Annotated in this window: 26 protein-coding genes and 2 pseudogenes; 9 read left to right on the top strand and 19 right to left on the bottom strand. The window is 48.9% G+C overall.

Going from position 1 to position 23,741, the window contains the following annotated elements; all coding sequences use genetic code 11:
• Positions 1 to 187 precede the first annotated feature (187 nt).
• Both AC007G_RS15990 and AC007G_RS15995 read left to right on the top strand, forming a co-directional pair.
• A complete protein-coding gene (locus tag AC007G_RS15990; RefSeq protein WP_142402409.1) occupies positions 188 to 1,072 on the top strand; it encodes an endonuclease/exonuclease/phosphatase family protein in 885 nt (294 codons plus the stop codon).
• Positions 1,059 to 1,532 carry a hypothetical protein gene (locus AC007G_RS15995; protein ID WP_106510633.1) on the top strand — a complete coding sequence of 158 codons (474 nt, stop codon included), beginning with the start codon at positions 1,059 to 1,061 and terminating at the stop codon, positions 1,530 to 1,532. Before AC007G_RS15990 ends, AC007G_RS15995 begins: the two co-directional genes overlap by 14 nt.
• 97 nt (positions 1,533 to 1,629) lie before the next feature.
• Here the strand turns inward: AC007G_RS15995 and AC007G_RS16000 are convergent, their stop codons facing one another.
• From AC007G_RS16000 to AC007G_RS16025, 6 genes are all read right to left on the bottom strand, one after another.
• A complete protein-coding gene (locus AC007G_RS16000; protein ID WP_106510634.1) occupies positions 1,630 to 1,821 on the bottom strand; it encodes a hypothetical protein in 192 nt (63 codons plus the stop codon).
• 108 nt (positions 1,822 to 1,929) lie between these two features.
• Complete coding sequence (locus AC007G_RS16005) at positions 1,930 to 2,514, bottom strand: hypothetical protein (RefSeq protein ID WP_479466623.1); 585 nt, start codon at positions 2,512 to 2,514, stop codon at positions 1,930 to 1,932.
• A gap of 301 nt (positions 2,515 to 2,815) precedes the next feature.
• On the bottom strand, positions 2,816 to 3,337 hold the full coding sequence (locus AC007G_RS16010; RefSeq protein WP_022065044.1) for a hypothetical protein: 522 nt from the start codon (positions 3,335 to 3,337) through the stop codon (positions 2,816 to 2,818).
• 18 nt (positions 3,338 to 3,355) lie between these two features.
• Positions 3,356 to 4,132, bottom strand: coding sequence for a hypothetical protein (locus AC007G_RS16015; protein WP_224354398.1), 777 nt, complete (start codon positions 4,130 to 4,132; stop codon positions 3,356 to 3,358).
• Positions 4,133 to 4,158: 26 nt separating this feature from the next.
• On the bottom strand, positions 4,159 to 4,335 hold the full coding sequence (locus AC007G_RS16020; RefSeq protein WP_022065042.1) for a hypothetical protein: 177 nt from the start codon (positions 4,333 to 4,335) through the stop codon (positions 4,159 to 4,161).
• A 341-nt stretch (positions 4,336 to 4,676) separates the two neighbouring features.
• On the bottom strand, positions 4,677 to 4,859 hold the full coding sequence (locus AC007G_RS16025; protein WP_128696711.1) for a hypothetical protein: 183 nt from the start codon (positions 4,857 to 4,859) through the stop codon (positions 4,677 to 4,679).
• Positions 4,860 to 5,162: 303 nt separating this feature from the next.
• Between AC007G_RS16025 and AC007G_RS16030 the strand changes: the two genes are divergently transcribed.
• From AC007G_RS16030 to AC007G_RS16040, 3 genes are read left to right on the top strand one after another with little or no spacing between them, the layout of a single operon-like run.
• Complete coding sequence (locus AC007G_RS16030) at positions 5,163 to 6,020, top strand: TIGR04255 family protein (protein ID WP_106510637.1); 858 nt, start codon at positions 5,163 to 5,165, stop codon at positions 6,018 to 6,020.
• 9 nt (positions 6,021 to 6,029) lie between these two features.
• Positions 6,030 to 6,728 (top strand): hypothetical protein, encoded by a 699-nt coding sequence (locus AC007G_RS16035; protein WP_106510638.1) that lies wholly within the window; start codon positions 6,030 to 6,032, stop codon positions 6,726 to 6,728.
• Positions 6,729 to 6,741: 13 nt separating this feature from the next.
• Positions 6,742 to 7,629: a hypothetical protein gene (locus AC007G_RS16040; protein ID WP_106510639.1), complete on the top strand. Its 888-nt coding sequence runs from the start codon at positions 6,742 to 6,744 to the stop codon at positions 7,627 to 7,629.
• A 40-nt stretch (positions 7,630 to 7,669) separates the two neighbouring features.
• Here the strand turns inward: AC007G_RS16040 and AC007G_RS16045 are convergent.
• From AC007G_RS16045 to AC007G_RS16095, 11 genes and pseudogenes are all read right to left on the bottom strand, one after another.
• A pseudogene (locus tag AC007G_RS16045) lies at positions 7,670 to 7,994 on the bottom strand (phage portal protein); the annotation flags it as partial.
• Between the two features lie 135 nt (positions 7,995 to 8,129).
• A pseudogene (locus tag AC007G_RS16050) lies at positions 8,130 to 8,474 on the bottom strand (single-stranded DNA-binding protein); the annotation flags it as partial.
• Between the two features lie 295 nt (positions 8,475 to 8,769).
• Positions 8,770 to 11,124 (bottom strand): toprim domain-containing protein, encoded by a 2,355-nt coding sequence (locus AC007G_RS16055; RefSeq protein WP_479466624.1) that lies wholly within the window; start codon positions 11,122 to 11,124, stop codon positions 8,770 to 8,772.
• Positions 11,114 to 11,299 carry a DUF4222 domain-containing protein gene (locus AC007G_RS16060; protein WP_154987611.1) on the bottom strand — a complete coding sequence of 62 codons (186 nt, stop codon included), beginning with the start codon at positions 11,297 to 11,299 and terminating at the stop codon, positions 11,114 to 11,116. The genes AC007G_RS16055 and AC007G_RS16060 overlap by 11 nt, the downstream gene beginning before the upstream one ends.
• Complete coding sequence (locus AC007G_RS16065) at positions 11,286 to 11,501, bottom strand: hypothetical protein (RefSeq protein WP_479466625.1); 216 nt, start codon at positions 11,499 to 11,501, stop codon at positions 11,286 to 11,288. Before AC007G_RS16065 ends, AC007G_RS16060 begins: the two co-directional genes overlap by 14 nt.
• Positions 11,498 to 11,692 carry a hypothetical protein gene (locus AC007G_RS16070; protein ID WP_479466626.1) on the bottom strand — a complete coding sequence of 65 codons (195 nt, stop codon included), beginning with the start codon at positions 11,690 to 11,692 and terminating at the stop codon, positions 11,498 to 11,500. Before AC007G_RS16070 ends, AC007G_RS16065 begins: the two co-directional genes overlap by 4 nt.
• The gene (locus tag AC007G_RS16075; RefSeq protein WP_479466627.1) at positions 11,685 to 12,770 is read right to left on the bottom strand and encodes a host cell division inhibitor Icd-like protein; all 1,086 of its coding nucleotides are present in this window, start codon (positions 12,768 to 12,770) and stop codon (positions 11,685 to 11,687) included. The genes AC007G_RS16070 and AC007G_RS16075 overlap by 8 nt, the downstream gene beginning before the upstream one ends.
• Positions 12,760 to 13,377, bottom strand: coding sequence for a BRO-N domain-containing protein (locus AC007G_RS16080; RefSeq protein WP_479466628.1), 618 nt, complete (start codon positions 13,375 to 13,377; stop codon positions 12,760 to 12,762). The genes AC007G_RS16075 and AC007G_RS16080 overlap by 11 nt, the downstream gene beginning before the upstream one ends.
• Before the next feature lie 139 nt (positions 13,378 to 13,516).
• On the bottom strand, positions 13,517 to 13,801 hold the full coding sequence (locus AC007G_RS16085) for a helix-turn-helix transcriptional regulator (protein WP_053289919.1): 285 nt from the start codon (positions 13,799 to 13,801) through the stop codon (positions 13,517 to 13,519).
• A gap of 96 nt (positions 13,802 to 13,897) precedes the next feature.
• A complete protein-coding gene (locus tag AC007G_RS16090; protein ID WP_479466629.1) occupies positions 13,898 to 14,737 on the bottom strand; it encodes a hypothetical protein in 840 nt (279 codons plus the stop codon).
• Between the two features lie 91 nt (positions 14,738 to 14,828).
• Entirely contained in the window at positions 14,829 to 16,055 is a 1,227-nt protein-coding gene (locus AC007G_RS16095; protein ID WP_465052608.1) for a tyrosine-type recombinase/integrase, read from the bottom strand.
• Positions 16,056 to 16,455: 400 nt separating this feature from the next.
• Here AC007G_RS16095 and AC007G_RS16100 point away from each other — a divergent pair, with 400 nt between their 5' ends.
• Positions 16,456 to 18,846 carry a glucose/quinate/shikimate family membrane-bound PQQ-dependent dehydrogenase gene (locus AC007G_RS16100; protein WP_032689452.1) on the top strand — a complete coding sequence of 797 codons (2,391 nt, stop codon included), beginning with the start codon at positions 16,456 to 16,458 and terminating at the stop codon, positions 18,844 to 18,846.
• Between the two features lie 90 nt (positions 18,847 to 18,936).
• Here AC007G_RS16100 and cueO read toward each other — a convergent pair whose 3' ends face one another.
• Entirely contained in the window at positions 18,937 to 20,562 is a 1,626-nt protein-coding gene (gene cueO, locus AC007G_RS16105; protein ID WP_142630731.1) for a multicopper oxidase CueO, read from the bottom strand.
• A gap of 146 nt (positions 20,563 to 20,708) precedes the next feature.
• Between cueO and AC007G_RS16110 the strand changes: the two genes are divergently transcribed.
• The 3 genes from AC007G_RS16110 (at position 20,709) to speD (ending at position 22,940) form a co-directional block, all read left to right on the top strand.
• Entirely contained in the window at positions 20,709 to 21,056 is a 348-nt protein-coding gene (locus AC007G_RS16110) for a YacC family pilotin-like protein (protein WP_015585138.1), read from the top strand.
• Between the two features lie 205 nt (positions 21,057 to 21,261).
• Positions 21,262 to 22,131, top strand: a complete 870-nt coding sequence (gene speE / locus AC007G_RS16115; RefSeq protein WP_032689454.1) for a polyamine aminopropyltransferase — start codon at positions 21,262 to 21,264, stop codon at positions 22,129 to 22,131.
• Positions 22,132 to 22,145: 14 nt separating this feature from the next.
• On the top strand, positions 22,146 to 22,940 hold the full coding sequence (speD, locus tag AC007G_RS16120; protein ID WP_032689455.1) for an adenosylmethionine decarboxylase: 795 nt from the start codon (positions 22,146 to 22,148) through the stop codon (positions 22,938 to 22,940).
• Between the two features lie 26 nt (positions 22,941 to 22,966).
• On the opposite strand, the gene AC007G_RS16125 is transcribed toward speD, so the two are convergent.
• Positions 22,967 to 23,734 carry a DeoR/GlpR family DNA-binding transcription regulator gene (locus AC007G_RS16125; protein WP_032697270.1) on the bottom strand — a complete coding sequence of 256 codons (768 nt, stop codon included), beginning with the start codon at positions 23,732 to 23,734 and terminating at the stop codon, positions 22,967 to 22,969.
• Positions 23,735 to 23,741 lie beyond the last annotated feature (7 nt).

The following is a 23,741-nucleotide window of genomic DNA, read 5'->3' on the forward strand; positions in this document are numbered from 1 at the left end:
TTCTCCACTCAAATTACACCAGTATTCATCCTGTTGGGATGCCGTTCATTCGTAGCGAGGCAAGCCGCAACCCTGATGATATTAATTATTTCTCATACTATCGTACCTGTGGGTATAATTCAGGGTGTCATTATCTGAATGGTGGAGGGGTTCCTTGGATTTTCGTTTCGCATTCTGGAATTGCGCGATGTCACCACCAGGTCGAAAGGAAATGCAATCGCCAGCTAATATGGCTGATGCGGTTGAGATAATCGCCGATCTGTTTACGAAGCACGAGATATTTTTTTTAGCGCTATGTGAGGTTAACAAAACGTCATTTGAATACATTTCAAATGCACTTACTGGCTTTGGATTATCTCTTTCAGCACAATTTATGCCGGATAAGACCTCAACTGGAAGTGAATTTGACATTGGTTATTTCTATGATTCGACTCGCGTTGCCGTCCAGCATGGACTCGCACATGCCGGTAGCCTAGGTACGTCTTCTGTAAAAATTGCTCAACAGTTGTTTATGGTTGTCAACGAAGAGTGCCCCACTGTCATAAACGTTCTCGTCTCACATTGGTCTGGTCAACTACTTAAGATCGCAGAAGATTTTAGGGAGGAGTGTTCGAAAGGCTTACGCCATTTTGTAGAGAGTCTAATTAAAGATAATCAACAGGTTATACTGATGGGGGATTATAACGACGAACCATACTCCCATAGTTTATTTAAGAATATCCGCGCCACGAACGACCGAGCTTTAGTGCTTTCAAATCCCGATTTTTGGCTCTACAACCCCTATTGGAAAACCCTAGCAGCCAGAATGCCATTTACATTTAATGAGCAACAGCATGACTTCGGTACCTGTTACAGTAAGTCAGGAAATCGTAACCATTGGTCTACATTTGATCAAATTATTTTCTCAGGTCATTTCCTAAATTCTGGCCCATGGTATCTGCAAGAATCAGCCACCGGTATCGTTTTGACTGATAAACTACGCGCTGCCATAATGGACGGTAAACATTGTTTTGACCACATACCAGTGATCGGATGCATTAGTAAAAGAGAGGCTAAAAATGTTTCAATTTAAAGAGCTTATTCAAACAGGCATGGAGTCCGCAAGCAATGTTGAGCAGAATCGTAAAAGCGTTGATGATGTTTTTTCCTCATTGAATGATGAATTAAAGAAAGAGACCCAGGGGCTTATCACCATTGAACGTTATAATAAACAAAAAAACGTGTTAGTGGATATAATAAATACCTACACTATGGTAACTCAAGGGTCTGAGCCGGTATTGGAGATTAATAAAACCCCTGACTCCGGAACATTAAAAATAGTATTAAAAAATGGTTTGAATGCCTCCGTAGCCCGTTGGGAGCAACATCAAGACGGCTATCCTTTTACCATTGAATTCTTGGGTGAGCGTACCGACTGCTGGGATCAAGAGGCTTTGGTTAATGCGTTAGGAAAAATTGTGGTATCTGGGCAATTATGGTTAAAGGTAAAAGAACTGAGCTCTCAAACTCCACCGGAGCCAGAATTGAGTTAACTCTCCGCTATAGCCTGCCAAGTACCATATTGGTAGTGCGTTATACGGATGGCGCAGGTGACATAGACGCAATAGAAGGCAAATATGTGCATATCATTCAGCGTCGCGGATTATCCGGTTTCTTCCACTGATAAGCTGGTGCCGTCATCCGCCGGCGGTGCCGTTCTTTTGCTGCGAGCGTTGCTGCCACCCTGCACCGTAACTCCAGCATATCGGCAGAGTTCAACTCATGTCCCTGCAGGCGGGCCAGCGCTTCAATTACCGCCTCGATCTTCTTCTGTTTTAACATAGTGATATCCTCCTGCCCTACAGGCCCCACCGGCTATGCCCTGAGCAAATATATAAAAAGCCAGCCCCGAAGGGCTGGAATAACAGGAGCCCGCTGGCACACTTTGGTTTAGTCGGTATCGTCGGCCAGGGCGTACAGTAACGAAGGGATAACCCTCCGCATGGCTGTTTCTTCGGTTTCATCACTCATGAGAGTCAGGGTGTAATCCCGGCACTCGTAAACCACATCATCAGCAGACAGGCCAAACGCGCCACCGGCGATGATCTGCCCGATTTCATCATCTGGCGTTTCAACAATCGACAGCCGGTAGCTGCCAAATGTCACTGGCGGGTTATAGGGGCCTTCGCTTACAAACAGCTCTACGGCCTTTGCAGCAACCAGGGCTCGTTCGTCCGGATCCATCCCGGCCAGCTTGGTGACGCCTGACGCTATGATGCGTTTAATCTCCGCAACACTCATCTCTACCAGAGCGCTACCAGCAACAGTGCGGCCATCGGATACCACCGCTTTGCTTTTCGCGTTCTGAGCGCGCGGATCATGGCTGTCACGGTAACGGGACAGGTAAGCATCGCAAGCCTCCTGGTCAATCTTCCCGTCAACCCGCGCCGGGAATCCCTGCTTACTTTCCCAGTTGTAAAATGACCGGCGACTCATGCCGCTATGCTCGGCGTACTGACTTACTGACATTAACATAACAACCTACCTCGCTGACGGAGTGTGAACCCTTCACACCGACTGTGCACACAAAGTGTGAAGGGTTCACACTTTTTAGACTGAATGTGTAAATCAAACTGTGAATCAAAAATTACCGAAACTTCCCGCTATACCTTGCCACCACTCACAATTAACAAACCAATAACAAAAAGTGACAAGTGTGAAAGTGCGCAAGTGTGAATCAAATTCAAAACCTGTAGCTACAAAAACACTGCGGCGCGCAATGCCCGTGCCTTACAAAAGTCTCAGGAAGGACCCATTTTTTATTTGATAATGGTTCTCACCTCCGAAGAGGTTGATGTCGGCCAGCATTCCCATGTCCTTGCCTCCCTTTTTCTATGAGCGAATCAGCGATATCGTCAAACGTAACTGGCTCTACAAACTTCTCCAGCGCCGACAGAGCAGCGTTAAAACCAGCCCGATAGCCGTTGGTGTCGCCGTTAATCATGCTGTGCTGGAATGCCGCCATGTTCTGGTCTTCGGCATCAAGGAGCTCCCAGCCAGGGTAAACGTTCTCCATAACTCGCCGGGTAAACTGACTAAGCTGGCGAGCACGGACCTGTAATCTGGCGATGGCCCGCTGGTGTGGGAGCCCATCGGCGATAAGATGAAATGCCAGTATCGGGTTTTGTTTTGCCTCCCTGCTCACAGCGATCAGATGTGCATCAGAATGGCGGCATTCAGGGGATTGCTCATCTTCAACAGATTGCTGAAGCCGGTGCGTGCGCTGCATACGGCGCCCGGAAAAGCCATATGCCTGCGCATCGTGCTGCGGCGGAGTGAGATGCTGAAAGTTAATCATAACTACCTCAGCGCCCAATCAAAGAGGGACCTGTGATTTCAGGAGCTCGACTTCGCCGTTTGGTCCTTCAATCTTGCCATTAACGCGACGAGTATCTCCCGGCAAGCTCACACCAGATGCCCGGATACGATCATTGCGGCGTGCGGCCGCCTGTGCGACTTCCTCACGATACTCTTCATCAGCCTTACGGCGGGCTCTCACGTTGTCAGGCGACATCGGGTCGTAATCGTTTTGCATTTTAGATGCTATGTCGGCTAATGCCTTGACCTCATCCTCTGTCAGAGGCTCTTCCATTTTCTTCAATGCTTTGAGAGCGCTGGTTTTGGCAGCGATATAACCATTTGCGTCGCGATTCTGCGTCGAAAACATCAGCGCCGTGCGGGCTTTTTCTTCATCGTCCTGAAATTCCCAGGTTGGATCGTTCTCTTCCATAAATTTCATGGTAAAGACAGAAAGGGCCGCCGGTGACGATGCCAGTTTCAGCTTAATTTTCTTCGAAGAAAGCTCGGTCTCCTTCAGCAAACGAACCGCCAGAACCGGGTTATCTTTAGCTTCAGTCGATACCGCGACATTGTGGCCGCGACTGTGCTGCTTAGGTCGGGTGATCTGGGTGTCGTCATTGTCCAGTTTCAGCGGCGCATTCCCGTTATCGGACTCGCCTTTCGTTTTGGTTTTTCCTGACAGATGCGAGAAATCGAACATGGATGGGTTTTCCTCAGATAGTTGGGGCTGTTTTTTCTTACCTTTCGTACCGAACGCTGTTAGCGCCCATGTGGGTAATTTCATTAACGGCATTGGTTTCTCCTTTTCGGGTGGTAGCGTTACTTCTTGCCCGCCTCATGCCGGTGGATGCCCTGGCGCAAAAGGTGACGCGCCAGCTCCTGAATGCTTGGCGCTGCGCCTACGGTAGAACGTCGGCATTCATCATCCCGAAGGCGCTGTAAGCCTTCGAGAATCGGCTGATCGACAAGAATCGGCTTTTTGCTGGTTACTGCCATTTTCCTGACCTCCTGACACTGGTTAAACATACAGACTTCTTCTGTATACGCTTAACTTATGATCAATAAAATAAATCGTCAAGATAAAATATTTTAATCAAAAGAATTACGGACTACATGAGGGGTGCTGATTGCGTTACAAAATGGAGGGGAAAAATTAAGCAGCCTTCAGGACTGAGGAAGAGATTTGCGGATATGATGGCGAGCTGGGCCCTTGTCCTTGCCAGATGGACCATAAATCTGCCCTTATAGGCAGAACACATCATTCCTGCCATACATAGCCAGAACACACCGTTTCTGCCTATAAATAAAATATGGGCATTTTGATGAGGCTTTTGATTTTACATATAGTGTTGAAACTGCCACGCAGTGATGGCCACCAGCATGAACAGAACGACAAGGACTACACTCAGCCCCCTGCGCTGCGTAAAGAATGCCCCTGTTGCAGAGAGACCAATTAACGACAGTGTGACTGGCCAAGCGGCAATCGCCGTCAGGTAGGCCAGCAGGTAGCCTTGTATCATGCCCCCTAGCCCGCATTCAGGTTGCCAAAAGCCTCTCCACTGGTCCCATTAACCGCCTTTCCATCCATTTCTTGCGGGCTTTTTCGCCTCTCATGCAGGTGCATGAAAACCACTACACAAAGCGGGCAGGCGTGGCGGGGATACGATCGCGCGCTTAAATGTAGAAGTCTATATGTTGTGTGTTTTTTAAGGCGCATTCCTACATATAGTGCTACCTCAAAGGTAAACATAATGTTTAGGCTGAATGGAACTTATGAGCTATATTATGTCTAAAAAAGTGTCTAACCAAATGAGGCATGATGAATGAGTGGAAGATACATAAAAGCCCCCCTATCGTATGTTGTAGGGAGAATTACAACCAGTGCTTTGGCTGACTTAAAGTCAGAACAGATGGCTGAATTGCAGCAAAGTTTAACTATGCTTGGTTTCATTAACAAGGAGATCTCTACTGCTCATGAGTTGGATTTTGCAGCATTAAATCCAAGTCTGGATATCGGTGCATCTTTCAATCAAGTGAAGAGGACTGCATTTTTAAATATTGATAGTACTAAAATTATTATCTTTGATTCTGATTCAATAGAATTTAGAATCACTTCTTATATAAAATATGATTATTTCATGGAAGAGTTTAATTCTGTATTAAAAGCTTTTATTGATTCGGTTCCTGCTTACGGAAAGGCCGCTATTAATGAAGCTATTTTAGCCTATGTAGATGTCATTGTGCCTGTGGATAAATACCAGCTAAGTGATTTCTTCAATTGCGGAGAAAATACTTTACCAATGACTTCATTCGGTAAAAGAAATAATATATTTGCTGTCGCAAAAACAGAATTAAATGAGATCATTGATGCAACACACAGAATTTATATTTCATTGGAACAGTTGCCTCAGCGCGTAAGAAGATTTGTTCCTGATGCTATGATGGAGCCTGAACCTAAATTTGTAATGCCTATATCCATTACGTATGAGCCAAAAAAAGAAAGCCATGAACCGTATATTATATTGACCACGCAAGCGGCTCAGTTACATGCAGGAAAAATTTTGGAAGAAATGAGCGCTCAACAATTGTTTAGTGATTCTCATTTAAATTGTGGCAATGCATTTAAAGAAATGTTGAATAAAGAAGTTTGTAACATTGTTTGGGAATACTCAGAGGAATAAGGGGGGCATATGTCAGCAATGTTTTATGATGATTTTAGTGATAGCTATAGCCCGTTTGCAGGGAAGAGTATTAATATTGCACACGGTAATATTAATAGAGAAGAGATTTATTTGTATTCCTATACCGCAGAGCGTGATGACACAGTTAATAGAAAACGTTTTTTCAAAAACATGAGCTTGGATAGAATATTGCGCCATCATAATCATGATAAGCATGTACTTCCGTTGATTGAAAATTATACTTCAGGCGATAAACGTGTGCCTTATGGAGACTATCTTTATTTAATAGAGTCTTTAATTTCAGATTCTGCTATCGATTTAGACTGTTACACCGTTTCGGATATGGTTGATAAAATTAAAAAAACTTTTGGTTTGTCAACTTCAAATATTGCCATAATAGTTGGTGTCTCAAGGGCTACGATCTATAACCATATTTCTTGTTCATCTTCAGTAGATGTCAGTGAGTACTTAAATCTTTTTCACTTAGCAAAAGCTGTTGAGGATAGAGGATATAATGTTTCTAAAGGGCTGAAATCTGTTTCTGTCGAGGGGAAAACTTTGTTGAAGCATTTAACTACAGAAACTTTTGAATTTGAAAAACTCATTGAAATCTGTAAGGTTGTTTCTTTTAAACTAAAAAACATGAATACCGCTCGAGCGGCGACTATTTATGATCAAAAATTAACATCAATAATTAGCAATAGATAATTAGAGGTTAATTATGAGCGTTTTGATTGACTTGGGAGTTAGGCAATTTAAGTTTATGTCGTTGGAGTGTTGTGATGCCGACTTCATCGCCTCTCTATCGCAATGCCGCGCGACAGAGTCATTTCGTAGTAAGACTGCAAAGAAAGAAGATTTCCTTTTAATAATCAGTCAGGATTGTGATATAGATAGCCATTCTTTTGATTATATTGAGGTGCTTGTTTTCAGAAAAGCTAAATCTAGAGAGCGTCGGGGAGCAAAATCCATTGAATATGCTAGGAATGTCCATAAGATTTTCTTGAAAGATACTGACGAATACGTCTTAAAAAAAGAAGAGGTTAGTCTCTTATCAAAAGAAATTTTTATTCAAGAGTTAGAAAGGTTGAAACGGAATGATGAACTCCACTTGTGTGAGTTTAATGTTGAAAATAATAAAAGCATCTTATTGTCATGGTTGGTGAACTATTATGCGAGGAGACCATTGCCTGATGGGTTTAATCGCTCGCTTTTTGATAAATACATTAAAAATCCTGAAGGACATCCGTTACAGAACTTTTTGATTAAGTATTATAACGAGATCTTAGATGTTTATGCTTTCGTCCATCCTATGGATGAAGAGGACGCACCTGAGTATGACGTCACTTTGACTGCACTACTTAGCCAAACATGTACAGAAGAGCAAGGGGGTGTAATTTCAAATGAACTAGAACTAATTATAGGTGAAATTAATAAACAAGATGCAAAGCTAAATATGATGCAGGCTTCAGGAAATGTTCTGCATGATGCTGCATTAAGTGACTATGTATTAATGCCGAATGAATTTTCAATGGAAAACCAAATTCAAACAAGAAAACTTACACTGGATTTTCTGTGCTGGATGCCTAAAGAAGAAGATGAACCCTGAAATCATTCAGGGTTCATCCCGATAGGTTGGCATTTGTTTATCAGCTTTGCATATCAAGTATATACGATGAAAAGGTAATGACATCATCTTGTATCCATTCATTAAACTCCGATATTCTTTTTTGTAATGGAATTAATTCGTTACGTACAAAGACATGGCTAGCTTTTTCAATATATCCCCCCCCCCCAACATTATTCGGCATAATCCCCATCATTTGCGGTGGCACGCGGTGCGCCGCCATCACGTCATCCCGGCTGACGTTTTGATATTCATAAATGCATCCTTTGCTGCCACCTCTGAGAATGGGATGATCTAGATGCCGTCTTTTTCCCGTTAGGGGAGTACATTAACAGTTTGCGGAAGTCAGGAAACACTCAAGTGCCTAGCATTCAGCTTACTATCTAAAAATCATCGTCATACGGCGTGGTCTGGTCGAATCCTTCATACTCGGTAGTGGGCGTTTGATGTTCGTGAGCCCGTCGTAGGGCATCAGTAGCCTATCCTTGTTGACCTGCTTTACCGCCTGGGCGTGCCGTTATGGCACTGAGTACGCTGTCCGCAATGACCTGATAGCCTTGCTGTGTGCCGCCATCCTTGCCCGTCCACTGGTTGAGCTGCATATTGCCCGCCACGCTGACAAGGTCGCCTTTCACATGCCGCGCCAGCGCATCAGCCTGCTTACCAAATGCGAGAACACCCAGCCAGAAAGTAGCCTGTCCATCCTCAGCGGCATTACAGGGCAGTGATACTGCCAGCAGCGCCATTGCCATATTTGTACCCTTGCCCGTTGTTCTGGTATTCGGATCGGCCACCAGACGCCCGTATGCTGATATCTGTGCTGTCATTCTAATACTCCCCACAGTTATAAATTAAAATTTGTACCTTAAACTGTCTACCTGTCTACTCTTTGATTTTTTACTTTAATATTCATTATGTTACACGGTAGAGAGTTACCTTTTAAAGTGTCTACTACTGTCTACCAGACTCTCTACCATTGTGCAAAAAACAAACCGAAAGTAGACACGGTAGATACCTTACCAAACACTGTTTACCAAGTGTCTACCCATCTAACCAATTGTTATTTAATATATTATTCATAACAGTAGACACGGTAGACACTTTATCGATAATTTTTAAATTCTACCCCTGCTCACCATTATTATTTCCTGTTGCTGCTGGTAGCCACCCATCAGCATCATCACCTAACAGGACATTTGAGATCGTACGCCCTTTATCCGGCCCCCGGGTGCACTGTTTGCGCTTGTACTCTTTGCCATACTCAGACATTGCCCCCGGCATATCAGTGCCGAACCGCGTCAATGATACGGGTTTACCCAGGCCATGCGCTGACATGTAGGCAAGGTATGAGTGGTACAGATAACGCCTCGGGCTGAATGGCACCATCTCAGCATTGCCAACAATCATTCCCTCGCACTCAACAAGCGCCATCAGGTAGCCGCAAAAATCCACCAGTGAATCACCTTCTCTTTTGATGGCCAGCGCTTCTTCTGATTTCTGCTGCTCATGCAAAAGCTGTTTGGCTTCGTTCTGGCTGGAAAATCGCACAAGAAGATGCCGGATGATTACCGCAAGCTCTCCTTCAATCTTCTCGGCCAGCATCGGATCGCGTTCGTTTTCCGGCACTACTTCGGTGAAGTTGAAAATCACCCGTCGCCGTGAAATACCGCCGCTGCGGTCACTGAACGTCATAGCATTGTTATTGACGGCCAGCACCACCGCCGGGATACGGGTTGAATATGGCGCTTTGTGTTTTGGGTCGATAGCCACCTTATCCCCGCCAGTGATCGCTTTAATCCCTGCGCCGTCGCCAGCGTACCGGGTCATATCAGGCATGATAATTAGCGAATAGCCCACCACCAGCGCCCTTTCCCTTGGGTTCTCCAGCGCCGCCATGCTCGCCGATACGGTGTTGGCCTTGCCCGCCAGCATCGTGCAGATCTCCGCCATGACGCTTTTACCGCTGCCGCCGGGTCCCGTGACCTCAAGAAACAGCTGCCAGTCGTACCGGTTCGCCAGAACCATAAACAGCGCAGCCAATACACGATCGGTCTTTCGGTCATTACTGGCCACAGAACGGCGAAGCCATTTCCAGAAGTTTGGCGCATGGGTTGCGAGGGTCTCGCCTTCTGCTTGTTCGCTGAACGGCAGATCACTCGCAACGAGAAGCCAGTCTTTTCGGTTGTGAGGCCGGAACTGTCCTGAGCGGGTATCAAAAACCCCATTGCTGAAACCAATCAGGTTACGGGCTGTTGTACCCATTACCGGAAGTCCCAGCTTCATTGTATCGACTGCTGATTTGATAGCGTTCTGTGAATACGCCACCTCCGCATCGATGTAGATCTGCGCCATTTCTCGCTGCAATTCTTTGTCTGTCAGAGGAACCCATACCACACCGTTGTAATGGTGTACCGTGTCGGAATCTGCATGGATCGCAAGGTCGCCATCGTAGTGAGCCAGCAGGACTTCTCCGCGCTGGCTAGCCCCCATTTGATTAAGTGCAGGTGTAACAGCTTCGTGTTGATTCTCTTTTCCGCCGTCAATTGCCTTGAGTTTTACCACCACCTTCTCGCCCTCCGGCTGGTACATCGAATCATTAAATGCTGCTGCCGCTGCTTCCGGCCCATGTTGCTGGTGAAAATCATTCCAGTCGGCCTTTCCCTCGGTCTGAGGTAAAGCCACCCAGCCAGAGACAGCTTTAGCGGCATTTTCTGCGGCTGATTTTCCCGTGTTTGGTTCGCCGGGCTTAATATCGTTATCTGCGGCGATGATGATCTGCGCACCCGGGTAACGCTGTCGCATCACCTGCGCAACTGGCAGCAGGTTCCCGGCGTCAATTGCTGCGATAATTGTCGCATCAGGGCGGAACTGCTGAACTGAAAGCGCCGTTGCCAGTCCTTCGGCGATAATCACCGTCTCCGGCGTTTCACCGGAATTAACCACGCAAAAAGAGCCTTTCTTTACCGTTCCGGCCACCAGCCGCTTACTGCCATCAGGTTTAATCACCTGTGCGCCTGTCGTTGTGCCAGCGCCGTTTTTCAGCACCAGCAGCAGCGATCCATCTGACAGCATCGGGAAGGAACACAGAAGCCCCTTTGATGTGAGGTAGGCAGACTGCCCCGGAGAAGCTTTCGCGGTCAGCGCCGCAACTTTCCCGGCGATATCCGTTTGAGGCTTCTCTCCGGCTGGCTTCGGTTCAGGTAACGGCAGTGCCATTGCGTCGGCCACCAGCTCCGCCGCTTCTCTGGCACCACATTGATTGACCTTCATCACCAAATCCAGACCGGTACCCGCACCACAGTGTGAGCAGTAGTAAGTGCCACGCCCGTCTTTGTCGTCGAAACGGTAGCGAGTTTTACCTCCGCATGCCGGGCACGCCCCCTCACTTCGGTTCGTCGGAATAGCAAGCCGTTCCAGTATTGACGGCCAATAACCATTCGCCCTGCTGCGCACATCGTTAACAAAATCATTTCGCATCAGGCATACCCCAACTGATAAAACTGAACTCTTTAACAAACCTTTCCTGTGGGAAGATGCAGGGAAATTCGTAACCCTCGCGAACAAACGTTACCCGGTTAAAGGCAATATCTTTCACCGTGACCATTTCGCCGCGCTTATCCTTCCAGCGGTCATTGATTTCAGGGTTTCGCACTGTAGGCCTCCTGCGCTTTCAGCAGCTCACCGATAGATTTATGCAAAAGCGTCATGATCGCACTCACCCGGCACGCTTCACCGTGGAACTCAACGCCATTGGGTATGCTGTCAAGCCACATACTCAGGATCTCATAAGCGCCTTCGCTCTCAGAAAGCGCATTCTCAGCGTGCATCAGGACTTCAAAAGGAACTTGTCTCATTTGGTGTCTCCCTTGCCCGTTACAGCGATTAATGCCTTGTGAATTTCCTGATTAAGGTCACATGCCAGAGAGATGTGATTAAGGAGGGTCTCTGAGCACTCAGCACAGGCTTTCTCCAAAATGGTTTTGAACAGTGAGGCGGCCAGTGCGGATTTATATTCGGCCTGGTCTAAGGTGATATGTTCACGCATGGCTACCCCCTACCATTTCATTCAGGTATGAAATATCAGTTCCAAGGAGGCTCCAGAGCGTCATGCTGTCTGGGCAAGTCCACGATGCACTAATCGAGCTTTCAGTGCGGATCTTCGCGGCAAAGGTTAACTTCCAGCCGCTGAACTCGGCACGGGCATCATCTTCGGTTGCTGCGGTCGTGCGTAGCACAACGGGTGTGCATGACGTACCGGCAGGAGTGCCAAGAAAGAGCCATGTAAATTTAGGGTGAGTTTGGGTATGCTGTGATCCAGCCATAACTGTTACTCCAATTAACGGTTTGTGGTTAGACGCCTCGGCAGTGGTTCCAAGCACTCCGGGGCGTTGACATTCATGCTTCACCCTGAAAGGTGGCATGCACTTAACATAGAACAAAGTGAATGCCACTTTCAAGCCTTGATTGTGTTTTATTTTTGCATATACTGAATGCCACCAATCAAAGGGAAACACAGTCATGGCAACAGGTTCAAGAAACAACAAATCACAACAAATCGTCTCACGAGTACCATTAGACTTGATTGATGAACTTGAAAAAGTTAAAGAGGAAGGTGAAAGCACCGCCGGTTTTGTTGTCGCCTCAATCAAAGGCGAGATCAAGCGACGCCAACGCAAGTTGCCGAAAAAATCTATAACGGAGTAAATAATAAAATGATTAAGATTACCCGTAATCAAGCAATTGAAATTATTAAAGCTTATTACCTTCCACTTGAAGTTATTGATGATGGAAATACAAACGAGGGTGATCCAATTTCCTTTTGTATTTATCTCTCCGAAAATAATGATAAGCGTATTGGGCCTTTTTCCATAAATCGCACAGATTTTATAAACGAGGAAAGACTCATCAAAGGAATAGAGTTTATTAAGGAAAACCGTATCAAGTAACGAACACTGTTTTTTCGATATGATAAATTTTTTAACTCTTTGATTACGTGGCAACTCGTATTTTTGTGCTCCGTCTATACTTTGACCACCAGCACTAATCCTGGTATGCTGGCTCTGCTTGAATATTCCGTAGTGACATTGGCAGCTCTGCAAAGCTGCCTTTGTTTTATGCATCATCTTCAATTCCCTCCAGTAAGCCGGGTTGATACTTTCTCCATAATCCAATTTCTTCCATCTCAAGGCGGGCTTTCTCTCCTTTGCACGCCTGTAGGTCACTACCGCACTTACTGGCTTTCTTTGTGTACTGATCCTTACGACGACTGAAGTCATTCAGGAATGAGAACGGGACGCCGTATGAACCGGTTTTACGTATGGACGGGATAACTTCGCGGAACACCCAATTGCTGAAGCCGTGGGCGAACGTACCGGGCGTGGAGGCTTTACGGCTGCGGGCGATCAGTTTGTAGAAGCCGGACTCAGCAGCCATATTCCAGCTACGCGCTCCGCCACGCTTACCGGAATGACCCTCAGTTAAAGTTAGGGTCATTACCTCGTCACCATCCAGAGAGGTAACGGCACTGGTTGGGTTGCTGATTTCCAATGCCTGGCACACATCAGACACAACGAACCACGGCTCACCGAAAACATTCACAATCCTGACCGTGCGTCCTTCAAATTTAATTACAGAAATATCATTTTCATTTGCCGTGAAATTAGCCTTTTTGCTGGCTTCAGGGTGAGTCTTTCCGCTGCCAGTTAAGGCAGTTAATTTTTTCCGAGTCATTTCTATCGCTCCAAAAAGTTGTTATTCAGAGCCGCCGCGACAGCGTTAGGTATGCTGCAATATTTTTAACGCAACGCCACGCAACAAATTCTCTTTTCGCTGATCAGACGAAGTTGCGTGTGGTTGCATTGGTTTTCTGTTAGGCCGATTTACGGCTATATGGGTTATTGACGTTAGGTACAGCAGGGGGATTACGAACCCACCAGAGCACATCGGACAAAAGCCAAGCGCAGCTATTGCGGCCAAAGTGGCAGCGCGGAGGAAAGCGGCCCTCTTGCTCCATCTTCCAACGACTGGAGCGGGAAAGGCTTGTGATTTCGCCACATTCATCTTCACGAATCCGGCGATCAAACTTGAAGCCGTACTCCTCAAGAAGGTTACGGCGTTGTTCGGGGTTAGGTGGGGTAAAGATAATATTGTTCATACTGCCTCCACTGTTTCTAGGTTTGTGGAGGTTATTGTTATCAATCAAAAAGAACTTGTCTGAAATATTCCGGAAAATTAACGGAATTTCCGCAGATTACTCATCGACAGAGAAAGGGATATCAACATTATCAACCCATCCCTGAACAGCCCTTCCTGAGGGTGCCACGATGTTAAGATTTTTAAAATCTTTGCTTATATCACTGTCATTTTTATCAAGAAATCGGCGCGGATTTTCTGCCACCTCGTTTCCATAATGAATGCGCAAAAGCGACTTTATAAACTGAGCACGTTTATTTATGGTTTTTGCTGAGTGAGCTTCATCGGGATTTTTTGACGGTTCTATCTTTTCTTTTCCACCATTAATATAACTTGGAAATTCATCACCATCATTACATTTTTTAATTGAAACAAAATCAGATTTAGAAATATAGAGATCTTCAACCTCGAAATTAAGAAATTCATCCGTTTCAAAAGAAACAAACATCTTGCTTTCTGCCGAAAGCCAAAAATCATCCATACTTGGCTGAAAACTATAAAGCACGGTCATTCCGTATGCATTTTGCGGCAAAGCCCATAATCCGCTAAATGAGCAGGGATAAAATCTTTCTTCGCGTGGGAGGCTGTCTAAATCTATATCTTCATATCTCATTAATGAGACAACTCTGGAAAATTTATCGATGGTATATTTTTCTTTAAAAAGTTCATCTCTGAGAAGTTGGGCAGATTCAAATTGTTCCTCTGTGAATCTATCTAAATTCCTTTTTTCTTTTTTTACACCATCACCAATAAAACGGACATATCCATGTCCTTCCTCAAAAGAAACAAACAACTTGATTGCTCCAATCGAAGCCCAATGAAACAAATCTTCAACTTTACATCCGAGCAACTCAGCAGCGCGAACTACTGAGTAATATTCCCGTAATGGCATTCCCATATCGTCACCCTCAACGCCCTAAATAACTTGCGGGCCAGGCGGGTAGGGTTTCCCGCTTTTCGGTTGGCCGACCTAGACCCGCAATATCAGTTTAATCTCTATTCGCTACAGGTAACAGAACCACATTTTGATGATTACCCGCAAGAAGCTCCAAACGTTCATGCCATTTGTTCAGAGCATCGAGCTTCTCCGGCAAGTACAGGCTACGGTTGTAAATAGCCATCACGCCCGGTAGAGCATGACCCAGCAGCAGCTCTACAATATGCGGTGCTATGCCCATATTGTTTAGCCCTGTGGAGAACGAGCGACGCAGATCGTGAAGAGTCCACGGCTCGTTATGGTGGAAATCTTTAAAAAGCCTGCGCCCTTTCAATGATACAGCCTGACGGGTGCGATCTTCTCCAAGCAGTAGCCCCGTTTTGCCTGTCTCGCGTTTTAACTCTTCCAGCCACGGACGTATTGCTTCAGGTATCGATCTAACTATTTTCTCGCGAGTTTTGCTGTGCTCTTTCGGTACTGTCCAAATCCAAGATGTAAAATCCCACTCTGACCATCGAGAAAGGCGAACTTCCATCGTTCGAGCGCCAAACAGCACCAGCATTTTGAGAAGACGTGAATAATACGGCTGCTGATCATCACTGTCTGTGCAGCGCCACACATCAGCCAGCTCGCTGTCTGACAATACGCGGTCACGTTGGCCGGATGGCTGGCCTACATCCTGAATGGTGAGAAAGGCCAGAGCATCACTGGCGGCATAGCGGCGAACCTTGCAAAAACGTAACGCCTGTTTAGAAATCTGGAACATGCGACCGGCGGTCATGGGTTTGGTCTGGTTTATTTCGTCAAAACAGGCTACCCAATGGCGGGTTTCGCATCTGGTCAGTGGATAACGACCAAGGCGCGGGTAAATATGCTTGCGTAGCTGTGCCCTTACCAGTTCCTCATCACTGCGCTTTCTCCTGGCGTAATTCACCAGCCAGTATTCGAGAGCATCCTGTACTGTCACAGGTTTAAGCGTTTCTTCGGTGCTCAGTTCAAGCTCTGTTTTTGGATCAAGACCACCGGCCAACCACTGGCGACACTTTTCCCGCTTTTCTCTCGCAGCTTTTAGCGACAAATCAGGGTAACGGCCAAGCGTTAAACGTTCGAGTTTGCTACCCCTTCCACCCAACCGGTACGAGAATACCCAACTCAGTTGACCCTGTTTTGATGCCCTGACGCTTAAACCTTCACCATCTGCATACATTTCTGGCGCATCACGGCTGGCCCCCTGGAGTGCCTTGAGCTTTTTATCACTTAGCTTGTTAGTGCCCGCCATAGCCCGCCCCGCCTGGATTCGTGATTGCGATTGATACACCGATTGATATACCGTTCGTTGCTACAGTCAAAAAAACCGCATAAACATACGAACAAAAAAAAGCGTATCTTACTGATAATAAAAATCAAAATGGAGAATTCACGAAATCATATAAAAGCATGAAAACACGAAGTTTTTTTCTTCTACAGTATGTTTCATTAAACTAACCATTTGATTCTTAAGATAAATCATCAACACCGCTGCGAATGCACCGACATTGACCGGCAAGCTATGCAGTATACCAGTAAAAAGAAATATGCGATGCAGGGAATAATAAAGCCCATTTTGTGATTCCGATCACACTTGTTAAATCCTATAATTAATTGCAATTAAAAAATTAACAAACAACGAGTGTCTTTCTATGGCAGAAACAAAGTCTCAACAATCACGGCTTCTCGTGACGCTGACAGCTCTCTTTGCAGCGTTCTGCGGCCTGTATCTTCTTATTGGTGGGGTATGGCTGGCAGCCATTGGCGGCTCCTGGTATTACCCTATTGCGGGCCTGGTCATGCTGGGCGTCACCGTAATGTTGTGGCGCGGCAAACGTTCAGCGCTGTGGCTCTATGCCGCACTGCTGCTCGCCACCATGATCTGGGGCGTCTGGGAAGTCGGCTTTGACTTCTGGGCGCTGACGCCGCGTAGCGATATTCTGGTCTTCTTCGGCATCTGGCTCATTTTGCCTTTTGTCTGGCGTCGTCTGCCGATCCCATCGGGCGGCGCAGTCGCCGGTCTGGTCGTTGCCCTGCTGATCAGCGGCGGTATCCTGACCTGGGCCGGTTTTCATGATCCGCAGGAAGTGAACGGTACCCTGAATGCCGATGCGACGCCTGCGGCGCCGATCTCCGCGGTAGCCGATGGCGACTGGCCGGCGTACGGCCGTAACCAGGAAGGCCAACGTTATTCACCGCTGAAGCAAATCAATGCCGATAACGTGAAAAACCTGAAGGAAGCCTGGGTGTTCCGCACCGGCGACCTGAAGCAGCCGAACGATCCGGGTGAAATCACCAACGAAGTGACGCCGATTAAAGTCGGCAATATGCTGTACCTGTGTACCGCCCACCAGCGTCTGTTCGCCCTTGATGCGGCTACCGGGAAAGAAAAATGGCACTTTGACCCGCAGCTGAATGCGGATCCGTCCTTCCAGCACGTCACCTGCCGCGGCGTCTCTTACCACGAAGCGAAAGCGGATAACGCGCCGGCTGACGTCGTCGCCAACTGCCCGCGCCGGATTATTCTGCCGGTCAACGATGGCCGCCTGTTCGCCATTAATGCCGACAACGGCCAGCTGTGCGAATCCTTTGCCAACAAAGGGATTCTCAATCTGCAGACCAATATGCCGGTTACCACGCCGGGGATGTATGAACCGACATCGCCGCCGATTATTACCGACACCACCATTATCATCGCCGGGGCGGTCACCGATAACTTCTCTACCCGCGAGCCGTCAGGCGTCATTCGTGGTTTTGATGTCAACACCGGTAAACTGCTGTGGGTGTTCGATCCGGGCGCGAAAGATCCGAACGCCATTCCGGACGATGAACATCACTTCACGCTGAACTCCCCTAACTCCTGGGCGCCGGCGGCCTATGATGCGAAGCTGGACCTCGTGTACCTGCCGATGGGCGTGACCACTCCGGATATCTGGGGCGGCAACCGCACGCCGGAACAGGAACGCTACGCCAGCTCGATCGTGGCGCTGAACGCCACCACCGGTAAACTGGTATGGAGCTATCAGACCGTTCACCACGATCTGTGGGACATGGATATGCCGTCTCAGCCTACGCTGGCGGATATCGACGTTAACGGCAAAACCGTTCCGGTCATCTACGCACCGGCCAAAACCGGGAATATCTTCGTCCTTGACCGTCGTAACGGCGAACTGGTCGTCCCGGCACCGGAAAAACCGGTTCCTCAGGGCGCAGCCAAAGGCGATTATGTCTCTAAAACTCAGCCATTCTCCGACCTGAGCTTCCGTCCGAAGAAAGATTTGACCGGCGCGGATATGTGGGGCGCCACCATGTTCGATCAGCTGGTGTGCCGCGTTATCTTCCATCAGCTGCGTTATGAAGGCATCTTCACTCCGCCGTCAGAGCAGGGCACTCTGGTCTTCCCGGGTAACCTGGGGATGTTTGAGTGGGGCGGGATTTCCGTCGACCCGAACCGTCAGGTGGCGATTGCCAACCCGATGGCGCTGCCGTTCGTATCGAAACTGATCCCGCGCGGCCCGGGCAACCCGATGGAACCGCCGAAAGATGCGAAAGGTTCCGGTACCGAATCCGGTATCCAGCCGCAGTATGGCGTACCGTTCGGCGTGACCCTCAACGCCTTCCTGTCGCCGTTTGGCCTGCCGTGCAAACAGCCGGCCTGGGGTTACATCTCCGCGCTGGATCTGAAAACCAACGAAGTGGTATGGAAAAAACGTATCGGTACGCCGCAGGATAGCCTGCCGTTCCCGATGCCGATCCAGCTGCCGTTTAACCTGGGTATGCCGATGCTGGGCGGCCCAATCTCCACCGCGGGCAACGTGCTGTTTATTGGCGCTACCGCCGATAACTACCTGCGCGCATACAACATGAGTAATGGTGAAAAACTGTGGCAGGCCCGTCTGCCGGCAGGCGGCCAGGCTACGCCAATGACCTATGAAGTGAATGGCAAACAGTATGTGGTCATCGCCGCTGGCGGCCACGGCTCGTTTGGCACGAAGATGGGCGACTATATCGTCGCCTATGCGCTGCCTGATGAAGCGAAATAAGCCCTGAGTAAAAACGCAGTAACAAAACAGAAGGCCCGGTGAAAACCGGGCCTTTTTTACGCGAGCACAATCTCCCCGGCGAGGGGAAAACTAGACCGTAAAGCCGAGCATCATGCCGGTATCTTCATGTTCCAGCAGGTGGCAGTGCGCCATATAGGCATGCTCTTTCGACGCCTCGTGATCGAACTTCACCAGCACTTCACTGACGCCACCCTCAACCCGTACGGTATCTTTCCAGCCTGAACGATGCGCGGCAGGCGCAGCGCCATTCTCCGACAGGATACGGAACTGGGTACCGTGAATATGGAACGGGTGCAGCATCATGTCGCCTTTGCCGGAAATCACCCAGCGCTCATATTGCCCTTTTGCTGCGGCAAACATCGGCAGATTCATATCAAAGGCTTTGCCATTGATCCGGTTAGCATTATGGAAATCGAAACCGTCAGCGCCGTGGTTCATCTGCCCCATGCCGCCGTGGTTCATGTTCCCCATATCGCCATGATTCATCTGACCCTTGTCGCTCATATTACCCATCATGGAATGGCCCATATTGCCGTGATCCATCATGCTGCCGTGGTTCATGCCGGACATCGCCTGGTTACCATATTTTTGCATCAGCGCCTGCATTCCCATCATATCCAGCATCGGATCCATCGACAGCTGGAGCGTACGCTGAGTCAGCCCCTCCAGCGACGGCAGCGCCGGCATACTGACCAAAGAATCCGGCAGTTTGCCGGAGGCCTGGATAGTCAGCGGCTGGATGCGCAAGACCGGCTGCGGCTTATCAAACGGCGCGATCGCCATCCCCATCTGGCTCACCGGCAGCGTGATCAGATCGAAAGCTTTACCGTCGCGGGTATCGATCAGCACTTCAAAGCGCTCGCCCATTAACATCGGCAGTTCATTCACCTTCACCGGCTCGGCAAGCAGTCCACCGTCGCTGGCGATAACGTACATCGGCCGATTATCGCTGGTGGAGAAATTCAGCGAGCGGGCGTTACAACCGTTGAGTAAACGCAAACGCAGCCAGCCGCGCGGCGCGGCGTGTTCCGGGTAAAGTGCCCCGTTTGCCAGCAAGGTATCGCCAAACCAGCCGACCGCCGCGCTCATGATGTCGAGCTGATAATCGATCTCCCCGGCAGCGGTAAAGCGCTTATCCTGCACAATCACCGGTACGTCATCGATCCCCCACTGCTTCGGCAACAGCAGCTGCTCGCTTTCTTCATCAGAAATCAGTACCAGTCCCGCCAGCCCCATCGCCACCTGACGACCGGTTTTTCCATGCTGGTGCGGGTGGAACCAGCAAGTCGCGGCCCGCTGGCTGGGGGTAAAGTTCACGCTGCGGGTGGCGCCAGGCGCAATGATCCCCTGCGGACCGCCGTCGACCTCACCCGGCACCTCCAGCCCATGCCAGTGTACGGTCGTCTCTTCGGCCAGGCGGTTGTGAATATCCACGGTCACCGCCTCCCCTTTTTTGAGCTTCAGCGCCGGCCCCAGCAGATTTCCGTTATAACCCCAGGTGGTCGCCTGATGCGGACCAAACTGCGTTTTTCCGGTCTGGATGGTTAATGTGATGCGATTACGTGCGTCGGCGGTCAGAAGATCGGGCACCGGCAAGGCCGGACGGCTGGCGGCGAAAACCGAACGGCTCCAGAGCGGCAGCGCGCTGAATACGCCGGCCGCCGCGGTTAATTTGATAAATTCACGACGTTGCATTTTCACATCCTTTTTATTCTGCTGGTGAACTTTTGAGCTTAAACCTTCCACCAACAGGAAGGTCAAGCAGAAGAGTAAGAATAAAGCTCTACGTAGTGTAAAGAAGTATGCTAACTTTGAGCGTCCGTGATTCAATGGTAGAGAAAATGAAGACGCTTTTCAGAACAATAGTGCTCGGCAGCCTGCTTGCTCTGTCCGCCAATAGCTATGCGTTAAGCGAGTCCGAAGCGGAAGATATGGCTGATTTAACGGCGGTATTTGTCTTCCTGAAAAACGACTGCGGTTACCAGAATCTGCCGAATACCCAAATTCGTCGCGCGCTGGTCTTTTTTGCTCAACAGAACCAATGGGATCTGAGCAACTATGACAGTTTCAATATGAAGGCGCTCGGTGAAGACAGCTACCGCGATCTCAGCGGTATCAAAATCCCCACGACCAAAAAATGCAAAGCGCTGGCCCGCGATTCGTTGAGCCTGCTCGCTTACGTTAAATAGTCCACCCGCCGGCCCGGACGCCATCCCGCCGCCTGTACAAGGTGGCCTGGTCTCCCCATCCCGCAGCCCGGCAATATTCCTGCCATTCAGCCCTGCGCCATGCGAATTGCTGAAATATCCACCGTGCATCATCATCTATAGTTGGCTATGATGTTGCGCTCGTTTTTTCGAGTGAACCGGACGTTCACAATGGAGGAATCCGCCCGTGGCTGATAACAATCTGTGGCATGAAACGCTGCACGACCATTTTGGTCAGTATTTTGCGGTTGATAATGTGCTGTATCACGAAAAGACCGATCACCAGGATTTGATCATTTTTGAGAACGCCGCCTTTGGCCGCGTGATGGCGCTGGACGGCGTGGTCCAAACCACCGAACGCGATGAGTTTATCTATCATGAGATGATGACCCATGTGCCGCTGATGGCCCACGGCCAGGCGAAACATGTGCTGATTATCGGCGGCGGCGACGGCGCGATGCTGCGAGAAGTCTCTCGTCACCGCACCATCGAAACCATCACCATGGTCGAAATCGACGCTGGCGTGGTCTCATTCTGCCGCCAGTATCTGCCAAATCACAACGCCGGCGCCTATGACGATCCGCGCTTTACGCTGGTGATTGACGATGGCGTCAATTTTGTTAACCAGACGACGCAAACGTTTGATGTGATCATCTCCGACTGCACCGACCCTATTGGTCCCGGCGAGAGCCTGTTCACCTCGGCCTTTTACGAAGGCTGCAAACGCTGCCTGAATCCCGGCGGCATTTTTGTGGCCCAAAACGGGGTCTGCTTTCTGCAGCAGGATGAAGCGATCGACAGCCACCGCAAGCTCGGCCACTATTTCAGCGATGTCAGCTTCTACCAGGCCGCGATTCCGACCTATTATGGCGGCATTATGACCTTCGCGTGGGCGACCGATAATGATGCCCTGCGCGACCTGTCCAATGAAATTATCCAGGCGCGTTTTCACAAAGCGAACCTGAAGTGCCGTTACTATAATCCGGCTATTCACAAGGCGGCATTTGCCCTACCGCAATATTTACAGGATGCGCTGTCCGCCAGCGATCTTCAGTAAGGGGGTGAACTAAATTGAAAAAACTGAAGCTGCATGGCTTTAACAACCTGACCAAGAGCCTGAGTTTTTGTATTTACGATATCTGCTATGTCAAAACGGCAGAGGAGCGCGATGGCTACATCGCCTATATCGATGAACTCTATAACGCCAACCGTCTGACCGAGATTTTGTCAGAGACCTGCTCAATCATCGGCGCCAACATTCTGAACATTGCTCGCCAGGATTATGAACCTCAGGGCGCCAGCGTGACGATTCTGGTCAGTGAAGAACCCGTTGACCCACAGCTTATCGACCAGACCGAACACCCGGGCCCGCTCCCGGAAGCTGTCGTCGCCCATCTCGACAAAAGCCATATCTGCGTGCATACCTACCCGGAAAGCCATCCGGAAGGCGGACTGTGCACCTTCCGTGCCGACATCGAAGTCTCTACCTGTGGGGTTATCTCACCGCTTAACGCGTTGAATTATCTTATCCACCAGCTGGAATCTGACATTGTCACTATTGATTATCGCGTCCGCGGTTTTACCCGTGATATCAATGGCATGAAGCACTTCATTGACCATGAAATCAATTCAATTCAGAACTTTATGTCCGAGGACATGAAAGCGCTGTATGACATGGTGGACGTCAATGTCTACCAGGAAAATATCTTCCACACCAAGATGCTGCTGAAAGAGTTCGATCTGAAGCACTACATGTTCCACACCAGACCCGAAGATCTCAGCGCCGCAGAGCGCAAGTCCATCACCGACCTCCTGTGGAAAGAGATGCGGGAAATTTACTACGCCAGAAATATCCCTTCCATCTGAACATCTGACGGCGCCTGCGGGCGCCGTTACTCGGGCTGAACCAGTTTGAGGGTAACGTTCTGCTCTTTGAGCGTGTTCTGAACCGCCTGCGAGAGATTAACGTCGGTCACCACTTCGCTAAAACCGGCAAGCGGCGCCACGGTAAATAATGAATGTGCGCCATACTTGCTGCTGTCGGCCAGCAACACTTTACGCTGGGCGTTGGCAATGATTTCCTGCTTCAATCCAGCCTTCTCTTCCGTCGGTGTAGTCACTCCGGTTTCCGCACTCCATGAGTTACAGCTCATAAAGGCAATAGTCGGGAAAACGCTACGCAACATTTTGCGGCCATACTCACCAATGCAAGACTGACTGCTGTCATCAATTCGTCCGCCGACGATGGTCACTTCAATTTGCCTGAATTCGGATAAAAACAGGGCAATATGCAAGTCGACGGTTATAACCCGCAGCGGCAGATGGGTTAAGCACTTTGCCAGCTCCAGCATGGTCGTCCCGGCATCCAGAACCACCGCATCCCCAGGATGTACCAGAGAGGCAGCATAGCGCGCAATGGCTCTTTTTTCGGCAGGCGATCGCAGCTGCTTTTCATTCGTAGTGGGCTGTACAGGTTCAAAGCGGCGTAACGCTACGCCGCCATGGCTTCGACTGATAACGCCCTGTTCATCCAGTTTGATCAAGTCACGTCGGATAGTGGCCGGGGATGCATCCACCGCCTCAACCAGTTGCTCTACCGTAACCAGCGTATGGTTTTTCAGATACGCCACTATTTTATCCAGACGGTGTTGTCCTTTCATAACAGGG

This window comes from Klebsiella sp. CSG-1, from assembly GCF_056521145.1.